The sequence below is a fragment of the Streptomyces sp. NPDC059564 genome, assembly GCF_042735575.1.
GTDB lineage: Bacteria > Actinomycetota > Actinomycetes > Streptomycetales > Streptomycetaceae > Streptomyces.
The window spans coordinates 1-1,399 of record NZ_JBHWBP010000684.1 but is presented as its reverse complement, the minus strand read 5'-3'; the positions used below and the strand labels follow the sequence as shown (position 1 = coordinate 1,399).

Annotated in this window: 3 protein-coding genes; 1 reads left to right on the top strand and 2 read right to left on the bottom strand. The window is 72.5% G+C overall.

The genetic code is table 11. The annotated features are described in order from the left end of the window. Positions 1-48: 48 nt before the first annotated feature. A complete protein-coding gene (locus ACFV0Q_RS41625) occupies positions 49-408 on the bottom strand; it encodes a UBP-type zinc finger domain-containing protein (protein ID WP_385013321.1) in 360 nt (119 codons plus the stop codon). Positions 409-590: 182 nt separating this feature from the next. Here ACFV0Q_RS41625 and ACFV0Q_RS41620 point away from each other — a divergent pair, with 182 nt between their 5' ends. Further along, complete coding sequence (locus ACFV0Q_RS41620) at positions 591-902, top strand: hypothetical protein (RefSeq protein WP_385013319.1); 312 nt, start codon at positions 591-593, stop codon at positions 900-902. A gap of 20 nt (positions 903-922) precedes the next feature. Here ACFV0Q_RS41620 and ACFV0Q_RS41615 read toward each other — a convergent pair whose 3' ends face one another. Then, complete coding sequence (locus ACFV0Q_RS41615) at positions 923-1,333, bottom strand: DUF6817 domain-containing protein (protein ID WP_385013317.1); 411 nt, start codon at positions 1,331-1,333, stop codon at positions 923-925. Positions 1,334-1,399: the final 66 nt, after the last annotated feature.

Genomic DNA, 1,399 nt, shown 5'->3' with positions numbered 1-1,399 from the left:
AGGATCACCGACCCGCGCAAGCGTCCGCCCGGCTGACCGCGGCCCCGGTCAGCGCAGGTCCCGCTCCCACCCCTCGGGCACCTTGCCCCGAGGGCCCGGGGTCGGCTGGGAGGCCGGGTGGGCCTGGGGCGGGAGCAGCTCGGGCCCGTCGTAGTACTCCTCGGTCTCGATGTTCCAGAACCAGCTCTCGCCGGGCTCGAAGCTGGTCAGGAAGGGGTGCCCGGCCTCGCGGGCGTGCTTCGTGCCGTGCTGGGAGGGGGAGGAGTCGCAGCACCCGATGTGCCCGCATTCGGCGCAGCGCCGCAGGTGGAACCACCATCCTGGCCCCTGGCCGGCCAGGCATTCCACGCATCCGTCCCCGCTCGGGACCGCCGTGGGATCGATACCGGAGATCTGTTCCCGCGCCATGAACACGCCTCCCTGCTGAGGCCCGACGGGCGCCGGTCGGAGCCCGTGGCCATCGTAACCGCGGGGGCGCCACGGGGCGTCCGGACGCGAACGGTGACCGGATCGCACCCGTCGGCGGTGGCGGGCATTCCGTTGTGGCTACTATGGGATAGAAGTCAGACACACTGCGTAATGGAGGCGTAATGCTGGGTCTGGTTCCCGGCGCCAAGCCCGAACAGGACACGCATGCCCTGGGACTCGGCGAGATCACTTCCCACCCCTGGGTCTTCAAGTGCATGGGCCGCAGGTACAGCGCCAGGCGGTGCGACGGCGCGGTCGTCATCCAGGACATCACCGACATCACCCGCCCCTTCCACCTCGGCAGGGCCGAGCCCGACGCGGGCAGCCTGTGGCGCGTCCACACGCCGCGCGGCCTGCTCGCCGGCCGCACCGGAGGAACCCTGAACGCCATCGCGGTCCTCCGCGAGGCCACGCAGCCACCGCGCATCACCTGAACGGCGGATGGCCGCGCACGTCAGGCGGCCAGCGTGGTCACGCAGTCCTGCCATGCCGCCGGGCTCAGCAGCGGCCGGAGCCGGGTGAACAGCGACAACAGCCCCGCTCCGGCCGCCGCGCGGAAGGCACCGTCGACGCGCGCGATGTCCAGCTCATTGGCCGCGGTCAGCTCCGCGAAGTCCCGGCGCTGCCCGAGCGCGGGAACGAACCCGCGGCCGGTGAACCGGTCGCGGAAGGCGGGCTCGTCCTCGGCCAGAGAGGGGTACGACGCCGCGCGGTCACAGCTCGCGTAGAAGTAGACGATCGATTCGGCCTCGGCGCCGATCACCTCCACCAGCCGGGACCGGTCCCCGAGCGGCAGCGGCGCGAGGGCGAACCCGTCCGTCCCGTAGAAGGCGTGGCACAGCCCCGCGAGCTGCAGGGCGGGCATGGCCGAGCGCACCCTGATCTCCCCGGTCCGGTGGAGCCGCCCCCGGGGCCGGATCCTCTACTGGAG

Bases quoted from the DNA above. Each gene is read 5' to 3' on its own strand.
- ACFV0Q_RS41625 (WP_385013321.1), bottom strand. From the start codon at position 408: ATGGCGCGGGAACAGATCTCCGGTATCGATCCCACGGCGGTCCCGAGC.
- ACFV0Q_RS41620 (WP_385013319.1), top strand. From the start codon at position 591: ATGCTGGGTCTGGTTCCCGGCGCCAAGCCCGAACAGGACACGCATGCC.
- ACFV0Q_RS41615 (WP_385013317.1), bottom strand. From the start codon at position 1,333: ATGCCCGCCCTGCAGCTCGCGGGGCTGTGCCACGCCTTCTACGGGACG.